This window comes from Saccharopolyspora dendranthemae (genome assembly GCF_007829955.1).
GTDB classification, from domain to species: Bacteria; Actinomycetota; Actinomycetes; order Mycobacteriales; family Pseudonocardiaceae; genus Saccharopolyspora; species Saccharopolyspora dendranthemae.
This window is the reverse complement of sequence record NZ_VIWX01000004.1, coordinates 194,762-213,526: the sequence shown is the minus strand read 5'-3', so window position 1 is coordinate 213,526 and position 18,765 is coordinate 194,762. Positions and strand designations below refer to the sequence as shown.

Sequence of the window (18,765 nt, the reverse complement as noted above, 5' to 3'; positions counted from 1 at the left end):
GCTGAAACATGGCTGAGTCCAAGGACAAGCTCATCGGAGCGCTGCGGGCCTCGCTGAAGGAGACCGAGCAGCTCCGCGCCCAGAACCGCGAGCTCGTCGCCGCAGCCTCCGAGCCGATCGCGATCGTGGGCATGGCCTGCCGCTACCCGGGCGGCGTGACGAGTCCGGAGGACCTGTGGCGGTTGGTGGAGAACGGCGTTGACGCCGTCTCCGAGTTCCCCACCAACCGAGGCTGGGACGTCGAACGGCTCCACGACCCCACCGGCGCCGAGCCCAACACCACCTACAGCAGGCAGGGCGGTTTCCTGCACGAGGCAGGGGATTTCGATCCCGGCTTCTTCGGGATCAGCCCGAACGAGGCCGCGACGATGGACCCGCAGCAGCACCTGCTGCTGGAAACCTCCTGGGAGGCCTTCGAGCGCGCGGGCGTCGACCCCGCTGCGCTGCGGGGCAGCCGGACCGGGGTGTTCGTCGGGATGATGTACCACGACTACCCGGCCAACGCGAACTCCGGCTCGGTCGCCTCCGGCAGGCTCTCCTACGTGTACGGGCTCGAAGGCCCGGCCGTCACGGTGGACACCGCGTGCTCGTCGTCGCTGGTGTCGCTGCACGCGGCGGTGCGGTCGCTGCGCTCGGGGGAGTGCGAGCTGGCGCTGGCCGGTGGCGTCACGGTGATGGCGACGCCCGAGGCGTTCATCGAGTTCAGCAGGCAGCGCGGCCTGTCGGCGGACGGCCGTTGCCGGTCCTTCGCCGACTCCGCCGACGGCACGTCCTGGTCCGAGGGCGTCGGCGTGCTCGTCGTCGAGCGCCTCTCGGACGCGCGGCGCAACGGCCACCAGGTGCTCGCCGTGGTGCGGGGGAGCGCGGTCAACCAGGACGGTGCGTCCAGCGGTCTCACGGCGCCCAACGGCCCGGCGCAGCGGCGCGTGATCCGCCAGGCGCTGGCGAACGCGCGGATCTCGGCCGACCAGGTCGACGCCGTGGAGGGTCACGGCACCGGCACGTCGCTGGGTGACCCGATCGAGGCGCAGGCGCTGCTCGGGACCTACGGCGCCGACCGGCCTGCCGAGCGTCCCCTGTGGCTGGGCTCGCTGAAGTCCAACATCGGGCACGCCCAGGCCGCCTCGGGAGTGGGCGGGGTCATCAAGATGGTGATGGCGTTGCGAAACGGTGTCCTGCCGCCGACGCTGCACGTCGACGAGCCCAGCAGCCGGGTCGACTGGGCGGCGGGAGGCGTCCGGCTCCTGCGGGAACGAGTGCGCTGGCCGGAGACCGGCGGCCCGCGTCGCGCGGGGGTGTCGTCGTTCGGCATCAGCGGAACCAACGCGCACGTCATCCTGGAGCTGGCACCGGCGGGGGAGGACGTCGCCGAGGAGCGGGTTCCCGCTCCGGTGATCCCCTGGGCGCTGTCGGCGAAAACGACCGGAGCGCTGCGGGATCGGGCGCGCGGTCTGTCCTACGTGGACGGACACCCGGTGGACGTCGGGTTCTCGCTGGCGACCTCGCGCGCGCTGTTCGAGCACCGCGCCGTCGTGGTCGGCACCGACGCCGCGGAGCTGTCGTCCGGGCTGAAGGCGCTGGCCCGCGGCGAGGAGGCCCCGGGTGTGGTCTCGGGCCGCGGGATCACCGGGTCTACCGGAGCGGTGTTCTCCGGGCAGGGCGCGCAGTGGGCAGGCATGGGCGCCGACCTGCACGCCGCCTTCCCCGTGTTCGCAGCCGCTTTCGACGAGATCACGGATCTGCTCGCGCCGCTGGTGGGGCGCTCGCCGCGCGAGGTGATCTTCGGCGAGGCAGGTGGTGAGGACCTGCTGGACGAGACCCTGTTCGCGCAGACCGGCCTGTTCGCGTTCGAGGTGTCCCTGCACCGGCTGCTGGAGTCCTGGGGCGTCCGCCCCGACGTGGTGGCCGGGCACTCGATCGGTGAGATCGCCGCCGCCCACGTCGCCGGGGTCCTGTCGCTGCCCGACGCGTGCGCCCTGGTGGCCGCGCGCGGCCGGTTGATGCAGGACCTCCCGGCCGGTGGTGCGATGGTCGCGATCGGCGCTGCGGAGCACGACCTCCTCCCGCTGCTGCCGGAGGACGTGGCCATCGCGGCCGTCAACGGTCCGGCGTCGGTGGTCGTCGCCGGCTCCGAGCACGCCGTGCTCGCCGCTGCGGAGCGCTGTCAGGAGCAGGGGTGGCGCACCCGCAGGCTGCGGGTCTCGCACGCCTTCCACTCCCCGTTGATGGAACCGATGCTCGCGGCCTTCGAGGCCGAGGTTCGCGGCCTGTCGTTCCAGCGCCCGCAGATCCCGCTGGTGTCAGGCGTGACCGGGACGCAGGTCACCGATGAGATGTCCGATCCCGGGTACTGGGTCCGGCAGGTGCGCGACACCGTGCGCTTCGCCGACGCCGTCACGACCATGCGCGAGCTGGGCGTGTCCCGGTTCGCGGAGGTCGGACCCGACGCGGCCCTCACCCCCATGGTCCTGGAAGTCCTCGAGCGCTCCGGCGGCGTCGCCGCGTTCGCGCTCGGCAGGCGCGGACGGACCGAGCGCACGACCGCGGTCACCGGGCTGGCCGGGCTGTTCTGCGCGGGCACCGACGTGGACTGGGCGGCGTTCCACCGCGACTCCGGCGCGCGCCGCATCGACCTGCCGACCTACCCGTTCCAGCACGAGCGGTTCTGGCTGGACCCCCGCGAGCACCTGGCCCACTCCTGGCTGGGCGGCGACATCGGCGGTCTGGCCGCCAGCGGCGTCGACGCCGCCGAACACCCGCTGCTGGGTGCCGTGGTCGAGCAGCCCGACTCCGACGGCGTCACCTTCACCGGCGCGCTGTCCACCAGCACCCTGCCCTGGCTGGCCGACCACATCGTGCTCGGCTCGGTTCTCCTGCCGGGCACCGGTTTCGCGGAGCTGGCCCTGCACGCCGCCCAGCGCGTCGACTGCGACGTCGTCGACGAGCTCACCCTCCGCGCGCCCCTGGAGATCCCGGCGGACGGCGGCGTCTGGATCCAGGTGGCCGTCGCGGGCGCCGACGAGTCCGGCAGGCGCAGGCTGACCGTGCACGCGCGCCCGAGCGGCGAGTCCCCGTGGGCGCTGCACGCCGAAGGATCGGTGATCCCCGGCGACGCGACGCCCGGCTTCGACCTCGCCGAATGGCCTCCGCCGCAGGTGGATCCGATCGAGCTCGACGCGGCGTACGAGGAGCTGGCCGACGCCGGATACGCCTACGGACCGGCCTTCCAGGGCCTGCGCGCGGCGTGGCGCCGGGGCGACGAGCTGTTCGCCGAGGTGCAGCTCGATGAAACCGACGTCGCTGCGGCAACGGGCTACGGCATCCACCCGGCCTTGCTGGACGCGGCCATGCACGTCTCGCTGATCGGCCGGGGTGACGACGAAGGCGTGTCCTTGCCGTTCGTGTGGAACGGCCTGTCGCTGCACGCGACCGGGGCCTCCGCCGTCCGCGTCCGGATGGTGCTGGAAGGACCGGGCAGCGCATCGCTGCACCTCGCCGACGAACTGGGCAGGCCGGTGCTGTCGGTGGAGCACCTCGTCGGGCGCGAGGTGACGGCGGAACAGCTCGGCTCCCAGCGCGTCTCGGACTCGCTGTTCGGGCTGGAGTGGACGTCCCGGCCGCTTCCAGCGCCGCAGCCGCTGCGGTGGGCGGTGATCGGCAGCGAGGACATCGGTGCTCCCGTCCTCGCCGACCTCTCCGAGCTGGACGAGGACGTGCCGGACGTCGTCGCCCTCGTCTGCCCGAGCACCTCCGGGGAGGTGCTCGACGGTGCCCGGGAGGTCTGCGGGTCGGTGCTGGAGACCGTGCAGAGGTGGCTCGCCGACGAGCGGTTCAGCGCCTGCCGGCTGGTCGTGGTGACCCGGGGAGCGGTCCCCGGCGAGAGCGCGATCGACCTCGGTCAAGCGCCGGTGTGGGGTCTCGTCCGGGCCGCTGAAGCCGAGAACCCCGGGCGGTTCCAGCTCCTCGACGTCGACGACCTCGCCCACGTCGGAGCCGCGATCGCGGTGGGGGAGCCGGAGGCGGCGGTGCGCGCGGGCGAGCTGCGGGTTCCGCGCCTGACCCGCACCTCGGCGGCGGCGACCGCGCCGGAGCTGGGCGAGGGCACCGTGCTCGTCACCGGGGGCACCGGTGGGTTCGGCGCTCTGCTGGCCCGCCACCTCGTCGCCGCGCATGACGTGCGCCACCTGCTGCTGACCAGCCGCCGAGGCGCGGACGCGCCCGGGGCGGAGCGGTTGCGCGCGGAGCTCGCCGAGCGAGGAGCCTCGGTCACCTTCGCCGCCTGCGACGTCGCCGACCGCGCTGCCCTCGCCCAGGTGCTGGAGGACGTTCCCGCCGAAAACCCGCTGGTCGGCGTCGTCCACGCGGCCGGTGTCACCGACAACGGCGTGATCGAGTCGATGAACCCGCAACGGCTCGACCGCGTGTTCCGGCCGAAGGCCGACGCGGCGTGGCACCTGCACGAGCTGACGACCGACCGCGATCTGGCGATGTTCGTGCTGATCTCCTCCGCAGGCGGCCTGGTGCTCAGCGCGGGACAGGCGAACTACGCGGCGGCCAACGTCTTCCTGGACGCTCTCGCTGCGCACCGCCACCGCAACGGCCTGCCCGCGACGTCGCTGGACTACGGCGTGCTCGACATCGGCGAAGGCCTCAGCACCGGGCTGGCGCAGAGCGACTGGGACCGCATGCGCGAGCAGGGCTACCTGCCGCTGTCGGCCGAGGACGGGCTCGCCCTGTTCGACGCGGCTCTGGCCGCCGAGTCAGCGCAGCTCGTTCCGCTGCGCCTCGCCACCGGCGCGCTCCGGTCGCGCGGCGGCGAGATCCCCGCGCTGCTGCGCGGTCTCGTGCGCGCACCGGGGCGTCGGGCCGCGCGGACCTCCTCGCTCGTCGGAGAACTCGCCGGCCTGTCCGGCGCGGATCGCCGAGCCGCGTTCCTCGACCTGGTCCGCTCCACCGCGGCGTCGGTGCTCGGGCACGCCTCCTCGGACGCGGTCGAACCCGACCGCGCCTTCCAGGAGCTGGGATTCGACTCGCTGAGCGCCGTCGAGTTCCGCAACCGCCTCGCCGCGGCCACCGGGCTGCACCTGCCCGCCACGCTCGTCTTCGACCACCCGACGCCGCTGGCCGTCGTGGAGCACCTGGACGACGACCTGAGCGGTGCCGTCCGCGACGAGGTGTTCACCACGCGCGACGGCGTCGACGACGACCCGATCGCGGTGGTGTCGATGAGCTGCCGCTACCCGGGAGGGGTGAGCAGCCCCGAGGAGCTGTGGCAGCTGCTGCTCGACGGCGCCGACGCCACGACCGAGCTGCCCACCGACCGCGGCTGGGACGTCGAGCGCATCTTCGACCCGGAACCGGGCAAGATCGGCCGCACCTACGTGTCCACCGGTGGTTTCATCGACGACGCGACGCGGTTCGACCCCGGCTTCTTCGGCATCTCCCCGGCCGAGGCGACCCAGACCGACCCGCAGCAGCGGGTGATGCTCGAGGTGGCGTGGGAGGCCGTCGAGCGCGCGGGGATCGACCCGCGTTCGTTGAAGGGCAGCCGGACCGGTGTGTTCGCCGGGGTGATGTACCACGACTACGCGCGCGGTACCGACTCGGCGAGCACCAGCGGCGGCAGCCTGGTCTCCGGCCGGGTCGCCTACGCGCTCGGGCTGGAAGGCCCTGCGCTGTCGGTGGACACGGCGTGCTCGTCGTCGTTGGTGGCGCTGCACCTGGCGGTGCAGTCGCTGCGCTCCGGCGAGTGCGATCTCGCCCTCGCCGGTGGTGTGACGGTGATGTCCACGCCGGAGGCTTTCACCATCTTCGGGCGGCTGCGCGGCCTGGCGCCGGACGGCCGGTGCAAGCCGTTCTCCGACGCCGCCGACGGGATGGGCTGGTCCGAGGGCGCGGGTGTCCTCGCGCTGGAGCGCCTCTCCGACGCCCGGCGCAACGGTCGTGACGTGCTGGCGGTGGTGCGGGGTTCGGCGGTGAACTCCGACGGCGCGTCGAACGGGCTGACGGCGCCGAACGGGCCCTCGCAGCAGCGGGTGATCCGCCAGGCGATCGCTACCGCGGGCCTGCGACCGTCCGATGTGGACGCCGTGGAGGCGCACGGCACCGGAACCCCGCTGGGCGACCCGATCGAGGCGCAGGCGCTGCTGGCGACCTACGGCGAGGATCGCGAGCAGCCGCTGCTGCTGGGCGCGCTGAAGTCGAACATCGGGCACGCGCAGGCCGCCGCGGGCGTGGGCGGGATCATCAAGATGGTGCTGGCGCTGCGCCACGGACTGCTGCCCAGGACGCTGCACGCCGACGACCCGAGCCGGCAGGTCGACTGGTCTTCCGGCGGTGTCCGGCTGCTGACGGAACTGACGCCGTGGCCGGACGCGGACCGCCCGCACCGGGCCGGGGTGTCGTCGTTCGGCATCAGCGGCACCAACGCGCACGTCATCCTCGAACAGGCCCCGCGCGCCGACGCGCCGCCGGAGGTGAGGGACGAGTCCTCCTCGGTGGTGCCGTGGGTGCTGTCGGCGCGATCGCGCCCGGCCTTGCTCGCGCAGGCAGCGCGGCTCCGCGACGCAGGGACACCCGAGGCCGAACCGGTCGACGTCGGCTTCTCGCTGGTGACCTCGCGGACGGCCTTCGAGAACCGGGCCGTCGTGCTCGGGACCGACCGCGACGAACTGCGTGCCGCGCTGGACTCGCTGATCGCCGAGCGCCCGGACGACCGGGTCGTCCAGGGCGTCACCGCACCCGTCGGCAAGACCGCCTTCGTCTTCCCCGGCCAGGGTTCCCAGTGGGCCGGCATGGGCCGCGAGCTGCTGGGGCGGTCCGCGGCGTTCGACGAGCGGATCGACGAGTGCGCCGCCGCCCTGGAGCCGTTCGTCGACTGGTCGTTGCACGACGTGCTCCGCGAAGCCGACGGCGCGCCCTCGCTGGAACGCGTCGACGTGGTGCAGCCGGTGCTGTGGGCGACGATGGTCTCGCTCGCGCACCTGTGGCGTTCGCTGGGCGTGGAACCCGCTGCGGTGGTGGGTCATTCGCAGGGCGAGATCGCGGCCGCGGTCGTTTCCGGTGCGCTGAGCCTCGCCGACGGCGCCCGCGTGGTCGCCCTCCGCAGCCTCGCCGTCGCCGACTCCCTGTCCGGGCGCGGCGGGATGCTCTCGGTCGCGCTGCCCGAAGCCGAGCTGAGCACCCGGCTGGACCGGTGGGGCGAGCGGCTGTCGGTGGCCGTGGTCAACGCGTCGCACTCCGCGGTCGTCGCCGGGGAGGACGCCGCGCTGGACGAGCTGGCCGCCGAGTGCGAGGCCGAGGGCATCCGCGCCCGGCGCGTCACCGTCGACTACGCCTCGCACAGCGCGCAGGTGGAAGCCGTCCGCGACCGCGTGCTCACCGAGCTCTCCGACCTCCAGCCGCGCTCCGCCGCGGTGCCGTTCTACTCGACGGTGACCGGCGGCCTCATCGACACCGCCGGGCTCGACGCCCGCTACTGGTACGAGAACCTGCGCAGGACGGTGCGTTTCGAGCCGACCACCCGAGTCCTGCTGGCCGACGGGCACGACGTGTTCATCGAGCCCAGCGCGCACCCCGTGCTGACCAGCCCGGTCGAGCAGACGCTCGAGAGCGCGGGAGTCGAGGGCGTCGTCCTGGGCTCGTTGCGGCACGGCAGCGGCGGCTGGGACCAGCTGCTGAGCTCGGTCGCCCAAGCCCACGTCTGCGGGGTTCGGGTCGACTGGGCGGCCCTGTTCGCGGGCACGGACGCGCGGCGGGTCTCCTTGCCGACCTACGCCTTCCAGCGGCAGCGCTACTGGGAGGACCCGGTCGAACCCGCAGTGGGCGCCGACCCGGTGGACTCCGCGCTGTGGGAGCTCGTCGAGGGCGGAGACCTGGCCTCGGCGCTGGACCTCGACGCCGAGACCGCCACCGCCGTGGCACCCGCACTGGCGTCCTGGCGCGACCGCTCGCGCGCGCAGGCCGCGGTGGATTCCTGGCGGTACCGGGAAACGTGGGCGCCGGCGCCCGCCGGGGCCGGGCCGCGCGGGACGTGGCTGCTCGTCTCGCCGGCCGGTTCTCCGGAAGCCGACTGGGCGTCGTCCGCGCTGGGAGCGCGCGCCGAGGTGATCCGGGTGGACGTCGGCGACGACGATCGCGCCGCGCTGGCGGACCGGCTCGCGCAGCTGCCTCAACCGGCGGGTGTGGTGTCCCTGCTGGGCACCTCGGAGGTCGCCCGCCCCGCGCACGGTTCGAGCCCGGCGGGACTGGTCTCGACGCTGCTGCTCCTGCAGGCGCTCGGCGACGCCGGCCTTACCGCACCGCTGTGGTGCGTCACGCGGGCAGCGATGTCGACCGGCGAGTCCGACCCGGTGCGCAACCCGGTGCAGGCGGCGCTGTGGGGCCTCGGCCGGGTCGCCGCGCTCGACCTCCCGAACCGGTGGGGCGGCCTGATCGACCTGCCCGAGGACCTGGACGACTCGGTCGCGCACCACTTCGCGGGTGCGATCGCGGGTGGCGAGGACCAGGTCGCGGTGCGCTCTTCCGGAGCCTTCGGCCGACGGCTGTCGCGCGCCCCGCGCCCAGCGCGCCGGGGGGAGTGGCGAGCGCGAGGCACCGTCCTGATCACCGGGGGCACCGGTGCTCTCGGCGGGCAGGTCGCACGATGGGTGATCGACCGCGGAGCCGAGCACGTGCTGCTGGTGAGCCGCCGGGGTTCCGGAGCGCCCGGCGCCCCGGAACTGCGCGACGAGCTGGAGGCGCTCGGCGCCCGGGTCACCATCGAGCCCTGCGACGTCGCGGACCGGGACGCGCTGGCGGACGTGCTCGCGCGCGTGCCCGGCGACTGCCCGCTGACCGCGGTGGTGCACGCCGCCGCGCACGGCGAGGGCGATGCTCCGGTCGACGTCCTCGAAGCGGACGACCTCGACGGCGTCCTGCGCGCGAAGATGACCGCCGCGCGGCACCTGCACGAGCTCACCGCAGACCTCGATCTGGACGCCTTCGTGCTGTTCTCCTCGGGTGCCGCCAGCTGGGGCAGTGGTGGCCAATCCGCTTACGCCGCCGCCAACGCCTACCTGGACGGGCTCGCGCTGCACCGGCGCGGTCTGGGCCTGGCCGCGACCTCGATCGCGTGGGGCGCGTGGGCCGGGTCCGGGCTGGCCACCGACCCGGAGCGCGCCGAGCGGATGCGGCTCGTCGGCGTGCTGCCGATGGACCCGCAGCGCGCGCTCCTGGTGCTGCAGCACGCCGTCGGCGACGGGTCGACGACCCTCACCGTGACCGATACCGACTGGCAGCGGTTCGCCCCCAGCTTCACCGCCGGACGTCCGAGCCCGCTGCTGACGGGGATCCCGGAGGCCCGGCGGGCGCTGGACGAGGCGGCCGGCGCGGACCAGGACGTGAGCGCCTCCGAGCTGGGTCGACGGCTCACCGGGCTGTCCGAGTCCGAGCGGGAGCGCGTGCTGCTCGACCTGGTGCGGGCCGAAGCCGGCCGGTCACTCGGCTACGCGGACCCGAACGAGCTGCCCGTCGACAGGGCGTTCCGCGACCTCGGCTTCGACTCCGTGACCGCTGTCGACGTCCGCAACCGGCTCCGGGCGGCGACCGGACTCGCACTGCCGACCACGCTCGTCTTCGACCACCCGACCGCGAAAGCCGTGGTCGCGCACCTGCGCACCGCCCTGCTGGGCGGTGGCGATGCGGTCGCGGCCCCGGTCGTGGGCACCGGGGTTGCCGACGACCCGGTCGCGATCGTGGGCATGGGATGCCGCTACCCGGGCGGGGTGTCCTCGCCCGAGCAGCTGTGGGACGTGGTGGCCGAGGGCCGCGACGTGATCTCGACGTTCCCCTCCGACCGCGGCTGGGACCTCGGCCGGATGGACAGCGCCACCTCGCAGGGCGGTTTCCTCGCCGACGTCGGCGGTTTCGACGCCGGGTTCTTCGGCATCGCGCCGCGCGAGGCGGTGGCGATGGACCCGCAGCAGCGGCTGCTGCTGGAGGTCTCGTGGGAGGCCCTGGAGCGCGCGGGCATCGATCCGGGTGGGCTGCGGGGCAGCCGGACCGGCGTGTTCACCGGGACCACCGACCAGGACTACGGCGATCTGCTCACCCACTCCGACGCACGTGAGGACTTCCAGCTCTACGCCACCACGGCGTTCTCGGCGAGCGTGCTCTCCGGCCGGATCTCCTACCTGCTGGGCATGGAGGGGCCCGCGATCACCGTGGACACGGCGTGCTCGTCGTCGCTGGTGGCGCTGCACCTGGCCGCGCAGTCCCTGCGCCAGGGCGAGTGCGATCTCGCGCTGGCGGGCGGGGTGCGGGTGATGGCGACCCCGAACGCGTTCTCCGCGTTCACCTGGCAGGGCGGCTTGGCGCCGGATGGCCGGTGCAAGGCGTTCGCCGACGCCGCGGACGGCACCGGCTGGTCCGAAGGCGTCGGGATGCTGGCGTTGGAACGGTTGTCGGACGCACAGCGCAACGGGCACGAGGTGCTGGCGGTGGTGCGGGGTTCGGCGGTGAACTCCGACGGCGCGTCGAACGGGTTGACGGCGCCGAACGGTCCGTCGCAGCAGCGGGTGATCCGCCAGGCCCTGGCCAACTCCGGTCTCCAACCGTCCGATGTGGACGTGGTGGAGGCGCACGGGACCGGCACCACGCTCGGGGACCCGATCGAGGCGCAGGCCGTGCTCGCCACCTATGGCCAGGACCGGGAGCGGCCGGTCCTGCTGGGGTCGATCAAGTCGAACATCGGGCACGCGCAGTCGGCGGGCGGTGTCGCCGGTGTCATCAAGATGGTCGCGGCGATGCACCGCGGCGTGGTGCCGCGCACGCTGCACGTCGACCAGCCGTCATCCACTGTGGACTGGACGACGGGTGCGGTGGAACTCCTGGTCTCGCCGCAGGAATGGCCCGAGGTGGGACGTGAGCGCCGCGCCGGTGTGTCCTCGTTCGGCGTCAGCGGCACCAACGCGCACGTGATCGTCGAATCCGCCCCTGCTCCCGGCGGTCAGGCGGAGGAGCCCGCCATCGTGCCCGAGGTCGTCCCTTGGGTGGTGTCGGCGCGATCCGAGCCCGCCCTGGCGGCGCAGCTGGAACGGGTCGCGGGGTTCGTGCGCGACCACTCCGAGCTCACGCCCGCCGACGTCGGGTTCTCGCTGGCCCGGTCGCGCTCGGTGTTCGAGCACCGCGCGGTCCTGATGTCCTCGGGTGCGGGCGTGGTGGAAGCGGCGCGTGGTGTTGCCGCCGAGCGGTCGGTGGGCGTGTTGTTCGCGGGTCAGGGTGCGCAGCGCCTGGGGATGGGTCGTGATCTCTACGAGCGTTTTCCGGTGTTCGCTGAGGCTTTGGACGCGGTGTTGGTGCATCTGGATCCGGGTGTGCGGGAAGTGATGTGGGGTGAGGACGCGGATGCGCTGAACCAGACGGGTTTCGCGCAGCCTGCTCTCTTCGCGCTGGAAGTCGCCCTGTTCCGGTTGGTCGAGTCGTTCGGTGTGCGGCCGGATTTCTTGGCGGGGCATTCGATTGGTGAGATCGCGGCTGCGCATGTGGCGGGTGTGTTCTCGTTGGAGGATGCGTGTGCGTTGATCAGCGCTCGGGCGCGTCTGATGCAGGCGCTGCCTTCCGGCGGTGTGATGGTGGCGGTGCAGGCTGGTGAGGCTGAGGTCCTGCCGCATCTCACCGAGGGCGTCTCGATCGCGGCGGTGAACGGGCCGTCGTCGGTGGTGCTGGCCGGTGACGAGGCCGAGGTCGTCGAGGTGGCCGAGCGGTGGAAGTCTAGGCGTCTGCTGGTCAGTCATGCGTTTCACTCATCGGCGATGGACCCGATGCTGGACGACTTCCGCGCTGCGATCAGCGGACTGTCCTTCCAGGAACCCGGCATTGCGATCGCCACCGACGGGGACGTGACCTCGCCGGAGTTCTGGGTTCGCCACGTGCGGGACACCGTTCGGTTCGCCGACCACGTGCGCTCCCTGGGCGACCGAGGCGTGAACGCGTTCCTGGAGCTCGGCCCGGACGGCGTCCTGACGGCGATGGCGGCCGAATCCGCTCCGGAGGACGCGGTTCTGGTTTCCGCGCAGCGCAAGGACCGCGACGCCGAGCCGGCGCTGATCGAGGCGCTGGCGCGGCTGCACGCGGTCGGCGTCGAGGTCGACTGGGCGCAGTGCTTCAGCGGTACCGGCGCTCAGCGGGTCGACCTGCCCACCTACCCCTTCCAGCGCCAGCGCTACTGGCCGGAGCGGGTGGCGTCGAACCCCGGTGACGACCTGTTCTGGGACCTGGTCGACAACGGCTCGCTGGCCGCCGAACTGGGCGTCGACGAGGAATCGGTCGCTGGACTCGTGCCGGCGCTGTCCACCTGGCGCACCCGGCGCCGCGCCCAATCGCAAGTGGATTCCTGGTGCTACCAGGAGTCCTGGACCCCGCTGACCCCGTCCTCGGCGCCGGTGACCGGGACCTGGCTGGTCGCGGTCCCCGCCGAGCTCGCCGCCGACCCGTGGATCACCGCCGTCGTCGAGGCCCTCGGCGCGCACGCCCTCCCCCTGGACATCCCCGAAGGGCAGGGACGCGGCGAGCTGGCCGACCGACTCGCAGCACTGCCCGAGGCGTCCGGAGTGCTGTCGCTGCTCGGCGCGGGCGAGTGGGGCCTGACCGGGAACGCGCTGCTGGTGCAGGCGCTCGGCGACGCGGGTGTGGATGCCCGGGTCTGGGCGGTCACCCGCGCAGCGGTCTCCACCGGCGACGACGACCCGATCCGCGACCCGCAGCGCGCGGCCACGTGGGGCCTGGGCCGGGTCGCCGCCCTGGAGCTCCCCGGCCGGTGGGGCGGCCTGATCGACCTGCCCGACCAGCTCGACGACCGGATCGCCGAGCGCGTGACCGCGGTGCTGGCCTCGGGGACCGAGGACCAGGTGGCCGTGCGCGCCCAAGGCGTGTTCGGCCGCAGGCTGCTCCCCGCACCCCGCCAGCAGCCGGCCCCGTTCACGGCAACCGGGACGGTGCTCATCACCGGTGGCACCGGCGCATTGGGCGCCGCCGTCGCACGCGACCTGGCAGGACGCGGTGCCGACGAGCTCGTGCTCGTGAGCCGCCGCGGGCCGCAGGCGCCCGGAGCGGCCGAGCTGCGCGAGGAGCTGACCGGGCTGGGCGTGCGGGTCCGGATCGAATCGTGCGACGTCGCCGACCGCGACGACCTCACCGCCCTGCTGGCCGGGGTCGAGCGGTTGTCCGGCGTGGTGCACACCGCCGGTGTCGTCGACGACGGCGTGCTCGAACAGCTGACACCGGAGCGCTTCGCCGAGGTGCCGCGGTCGAAGGCCGACTCCGCGCTGCTGCTCGACGAGCTCGCCGGCGACCTGGACTTCTTCGTGCTGTTCTCGTCCGTGGCAGGGGCGGTGGGCAACCCCGGGCAGGCCAACTACGCGGCCGCCAACGCGGTCCTGGACGCGCTGGCGCAGCGGCGGCGGAGCTTCGCCAAGCCCGCCACCTCCATCGCGTGGGGTGTCTGGGCCGGAAGCGGCATGGCCGCCGAGGGCGAGGTCGCCGAGCGCTTGCAGCGAGCCGGTGCCGGGACGCTCGACCCGGAGCTGGCGATCACCGCCTTGTGGCAGGCCGTTTCTCGCCCGGCCGCGACGACGGTCATCGCCGACCTGGTGCAACCGCGGACCCTGGGCGCTCTGCTGGAGATGCGCCCGCTGCCGCTGCTGTCCGAGCTGCCGGAGGCGCGATCGGTGCTGGCCGCGCTCGAAACCGCCCGCCCCGACGCCGGAGCGACCGCCTTCACCACCCGGCTCCGGGAGCTGGACGAGGCCGCGCGGACCGAGCTCGTGCTCGACCTGGTCCGCACCCGCGTCGGTGCCGTCCTCGGTCACGCCGACCCCACCGCGATCGGGCTGGACAAGGCGTTCCGAGACCTGGGCTTCGACTCGCTGACCGGTGTCGAGCTGCGCAACCAGCTCGCGCAGGCCACCGGCCAGACGCTGGCCGCCAGCCTCGTCTACGACTACCCGACGCCTCGGGCGCTGGCCGAGCACCTGCTCGCCGCACTGCTCGGCGGCCAGGCGGAGATCGAGGTCGCGCACCGCCGCGACCGCGTCGACGAGCCGATCGCGATCGTCGGCATGGCCTGCCGCTTCCCGGGCGGCGTCACCTCACCGGAAGAGCTCTGGCAACTCCTCGTCGAAGGCCGGGACGCGATCGCCGGGTTCCCGACCGACCGCGGCTGGGACCTCGACGCCCTGCTGGGCTCCGGCGCGGTGCCCGGCGAGGGCGGTTTCCTGGCCGGGCAAGCGGAGTTCGATCCGCTGTTCTTCGGCATCTCACCGCGCGAAGCGCTGGCCATGGACCCCCAGCAGCGCCTGCTGCTGGAGACGTCGTGGGAGGCGTTCGAACGCGCCGGGGTCGTCCCCGAGTCCTTGCGCGGCAGCCGGACCGGTGTGTTCATCGGCAGCACCATGCAGGACTACGCCACCGTGCTCACCGGCTCCGACCAGGACACCGGCGGCCACGCGCTGACCGGTGTCGCGGGCAGCGTGATCTCCGGGCGGCTCGCCTACACCTTCGGCTTCGAAGGTCCTGCCGTCACGGTGGACACCGCCTGCTCCTCCTCGCTGCTGGCGATGCACCTGGCCGCGCAGTCGTTGCACCAGGACGAGTGCGACCTGGCGCTGGCCGGTGGCGCCACGATCATGTCCACCCCGGCGACGATCGCGGAGCTGGAGCGGCAGGGGGCGTCCGCTCCTGATGGGCGCTGCAAGGCGTTCTCCGACGACGCCAACGGAGCCGGGTGGGCGGAAGGCGTCGGAGTGGTGGTGCTGGAGCGCCTGTCGGACGCGCGCCGCAACGGGCACGACGTGCTCGCCGTGGTGCGGGGTTCCGCGGTCAACCAGGACGGCGCGTCCAACGGCCTCACCGCTCCGAACGGCCCGTCGCAGCAGCGGGTGATCCGCCAGGCCCTGTCGTCGGCCGGTCTGTCCACATCGGACGTGGACGCCATCGACGCGCACGGCACCGGTACCGCGCTGGGCGACCCGATCGAGGTCCAGGCGCTCGCGGCGACCTACGGCCAAGACCGCGGGCACCCGCTGCTGCTCGGCTCGATCAAGTCCAACATCGGGCACACCCAGGCCGCCGCGGGCGTGGCGAGCGTGATCAAGATGGTGCTCGCCCTGCGTCAGGGCGTGCTGCCGCGCACTCTGCACGCCGACACGCCCTCCGCTCACGTGGATTGGTCCCGCTCCGGAGTTCAGGTGCTCAGCGATCAGGCGGGGTGGCCGGAGGTCGGCCGGGCGCGGCGGGCAGCCGTGTCCTCGTTCGGCATCAGCGGCACCAACGCCCACCTCGTCCTGGAGCAAGCCGAGGCGGACGGCGAGCCCTCGCCTCGGGGGGAAGACCCGGGCGGTGTCGTCCCGTGGGTCGTCTCCGCGCGTTCCGAGTCCGCAGTGGACGGTCAGCTCGACCGGATCGAGGCCTTCGCCGCGCACCACCCCGAGATCTCCCCGGTCGACATCGGTTCCTCGCTGCTGACCACGCGATCGGCGTTCGAGAACCGCGCGGTCTCGCTGCGGCTCGGTGGCGAGCCCGTCGGTGCCGTGCGCGGGGAAGTGGGCGAGGTCGGGCCGGGTCCGGTCCTGGTGTTCCCCGGTCAGGGCACGCAGTGGGCCGGCATGGCCCTGGAACTGCTGGAGGCCTCGCCCGTCTTCGAGCGCGCCCTGCGCGAATGCGACGAGACGATCCGCCCCCTGGCCGGGTGGTCGGTGCTGGAGGTGCTGCACGACTCCGAGACCGAGGAGGGCGCGGCGGTCCTGGAGCGCATCGAGGTCCTGCAACCGGTGCTGTTCGCGGTGATGGTGTCGCTGGCGGAGCTCTGGGGCTCCTGCGGAGTCCGGCCCGCCGCCGTCGTCGGACACTCGCAGGGCGAGATCGCGGCGGCCTGCGTCGCCGGGGCACTGAGCATGCAGGACGCGGCGCGCATCGTGGTGGTGCGCAGCCGGTTGTTCGCGGAGGAGCTGCAGGGCAAGGGCGGGGTGGCCTCCGTCGCCGCAAGCCGCGAAGCCGTCGCCGAACTGCTCGAGGCCTGGCCGGACCAGCTGGCGCTCGCCGGGATCAACGGGCCCGGTGCGGTCACCGTCGCCGGAGACCAGGACGCGCTGGAGGAGTTCGTGGCGGCCTGCGAGGCGCGGGACGTTAGGGCGCGGGTGGTCGCCCCGGTCGCCTCGCACTGCGCGCACGTCCAGCCGTTGCGGGAGAGGCTGCTGGAAGCGTTGTCGTCGGTGCGACCGCGTTCCACCGGCATCCCGTTCTACTCCGCGGTGACCGCCGCCCGGATCGACACCGCTGAGCTCGACGCCGAGTACTGGTTCCAGAACACGCGCCGGCCGGTCGACTTCGCCGGTGCCGTGTCCGCGCTCCTGGCCGACGGGCACCGGGTGTTCATCGAACCCAGCGCGCATCCGGTGCTCACGATGCACGTGCAGCAGATGGCCGAGGACGCCGAGGTCGACGTGACGGCCGTGGGCACCCTGCGCCGCCAGCAGGGCGGTCCCGTCCGGTTCGCGACCTCCCTGGCCGAGGCGTACGTGCGCGGTGTGGACGTCGACTGGAACGGGTCGTTCGACGGCACCGGCGCTCGCCGGGTCGACCTGCCCACCTACGCCTTCCAGCGGCAGCGCTTCTGGCCGAAGCCCGCTGCGTCCTCCACCACCGCCGATCCCGTGGACTCGGCGTTCTGGGGCCTGGTCGAGGGCGGAGACCTCGGCTCGGCACTGGGCCTGGACGAGGAGACCGCGGCGGCGATCACCCCCGCGCTGACGACGTGGCGCCAGAACCGGCGAGCCCACTCGCTCGCGGGCGCCTGGCGGTACCAGGAGACCTGGGCCGCGCTGGCAGGATCCGCCGACACCCCGTCGGGGATCTGGCTTGCCGTGGTGCCGGCAGACGTGGCGGACACCTGGACCAGCTCGGCGCTCACCGCGCTGGGACCGGACGCGGTGCGGGTCGAGGTCACACCGTCCGCCGACCGCGTCCAGCTGGCCGCCGAGATCGCCGAGGCCGCGCCGGAGGACGTCGAGATCGCCGGGGTGCTGTCGCTGCTGGGTGTGGAGGAAACGGCGCACCCGGTGTTCGGCGAGACCCCGATCGGCGTGCTCTCGACGCTGGCACTGCTGCAGGCGCTGGGCGATCGAGGCATCGACGCACCGCTGTGGTGCGCGACCCGGCGTGCGGTGCAGGTCGGCGACTCCGACGTCCCGTGCAGCCCCGCCCAGACGGTGTTGTGGGGGATGGGACGCGTTGCCGCGCTGGAGCTTCCGCGTCGTTGGGGTGGTCTGATCGACCTGCCTGAAGAACTCGACGAGCGCGTCCTGCAGCGGCTCGCCGGTGCGCTGGCGGATCCCGGCGAGGAGGACCAGATCGCGGTCCGCTCCTTCGGCGCGTTCGGGCGGCGCCTGAGCCGCGCCCCGCGCGGGCAGCGCAACGGCGAGTGGCAGGTCAGCGGCACGGTCCTGATCACCGGTGGCACCGGCGGTCTCGGTGCCGAGGTGGCCCGCTCCGTCGTGAACCGAGGGGCTGAGCACGTGGTGCTCGTCAGCCGCCGGGGCCCCGACGCCCCGGGTGCCGAGGAATTGCGGGACGAGCTGGAGGTTTCCGGAGCAGGCGTCACGGTGCGGGCCTGCGACGTCGCCGACCGGGCCGCGCTGGCCTCGGTGCTGGCGGAGATCCCGGACGAGCGCCCGCTGCGCGGGATCGTGCACGCCGCAGGCATCTTCGACAGCGGCATCGGGATCGACGAGCTCGCCGGCGAGGACTTCGACGGTGTTCTCCGGTCGAAGATGACCTCCGCGCGGCACCTGCACGAGCTCACCGCGGACGTGGACCTCGACGCCTTCGTGCTGTTCTCGTCGGGTGCGGCGAGCTGGGGCAGCGGTGGCCAGTCCGCGTACGCGGCGGCCAACGCCTACCTCGACGGCTTGGCGCAGCAGCGGCGCAGCGCGGGACTGCCCGCGACGTCGATCGCCTGGGGCGCGTGGGCCGGAGCGGGCAAGGCCGCCTCGGACGGCGAGGACGCCGAGCGCCTGCGCAGGCGAGGCGTGCTGCAGATGGACCCGGAACTCGCGCTCCTCGTGCTGCACCAGGCGGTGGCGGACGGGGACGCGACGCTGACCGTCACCAACACCGAGTGGGAGCGGTTCGCGCCGAGCTTCACGGCCGGGCGCCCGAGCCCGCTGCTGTCCGGCATCCCCGAAGCCCGGGAGGCGCTGGCCGAACCCGAGGCGGAGGCGGACGAGTCGGCGTTCGCGCAGCGCCTGACCGGCCTGCCCGAGGCCGAACGGGCTCGGGCCGTGCTGGAACTGGTGCGCGGAGAAGCCGCTGCGACGCTCGGATTCGCCGATTCCGACGCGTTCCCCGCGAACCGGGCCTTCCGCGACGTCGGCTACGACTCGGTGACCGCCATCGAGCTCCGCAACCGGCTCAAGGCGGTCACCGGGCTCGCGCTCCCGGCGACGCTCGTGTTCGACCACCCGACACCTGCGGCCTTGGCCGGTCACCTCCACGAACAACTCCTCCCGGGCGGTGGCGAGGCCGACGACCCGGACGCGCACGTCCGGGAAGCCCTGGCCGCGATTCCGATCAGCCGACTGCGCAAGGCGGGCTTGCTGGACCTCGTCCTGGGCTTGGCCCAGGACGACGGCGACCCCGCCGATCCCTCGCCCGACGAGGCGGACTCGATCGACGAGATGGATGGCGAAAGCCTCCTGCGGCTGGCCACAGAGCACACCGCGAACTGAAAGA

The 18,765-nt window shown here is 73.5% G+C and carries 1 protein-coding gene; it reads left to right on the top strand.

Annotated features, from left to right (window positions below):
- Window positions 1-8 precede the first annotated feature (8 nt).
- Window positions 9-18,761, top strand: coding sequence for a type I polyketide synthase (locus tag FHU35_RS19490; protein ID WP_145741810.1), 18,753 nt, complete (start codon window positions 9-11; stop codon window positions 18,759-18,761).
- Window positions 18,762-18,765: the final 4 nt, after the last annotated feature.